1 protein-coding gene is annotated in these 361 nt (G+C 68.1%); it reads right to left on the bottom strand.

The window, feature by feature from the left end:
• Positions 1-297, bottom strand: a 297-nt coding sequence (locus SB764_RS38800; RefSeq protein WP_410866581.1) for an ROK family protein, incomplete at its 3' end; no start/stop codon positions are given.
• Positions 298-361 lie beyond the last annotated feature (64 nt).

The following is a 361-nucleotide window of genomic DNA, read 5'->3' as shown; positions in this document are numbered from 1 at the left end:
CCGGTCATCCACCAGGCCCGGGACAACCAGTCCGATGGCGCGGGCGCCGGGCGCGTGTCCCAGAAGTTCGTCAACGGCGCTGATGACGGCTTTGACCACGGCGTCCGGGCCTTCTTCCCTGGGTGTGGGCCACCGGTGATAGGAGATGGCTTCTGACCCGGAGAGGACGGCGCCTTTCATTGCCGTACCCCCGACGTCGAGGGCGACCGTCAACTCCCCGGTAGTGAAGCCTGGCAGCGCCGTCCCCGGTCCTGTGGGCCGCTCAGAGGGGATGCGGTGCGGGTGCTCGCCGGTCATTTGACGCTTCCCGCGAGCATGGCGCTGACGATGTAGCGGTTGAGGACAAGGGCGATGCCGGCAG

Source organism: Paraburkholderia sp. SIMBA_027 (assembly GCF_046535315.1).
Taxonomy (GTDB): Bacteria; Pseudomonadota; Gammaproteobacteria; order Burkholderiales; family Burkholderiaceae; genus Paraburkholderia; species Paraburkholderia tropica.
The sequence above is the reverse complement of the archived record's forward strand: the minus strand, read 5'-3'. Positions and strand labels throughout refer to the sequence as shown.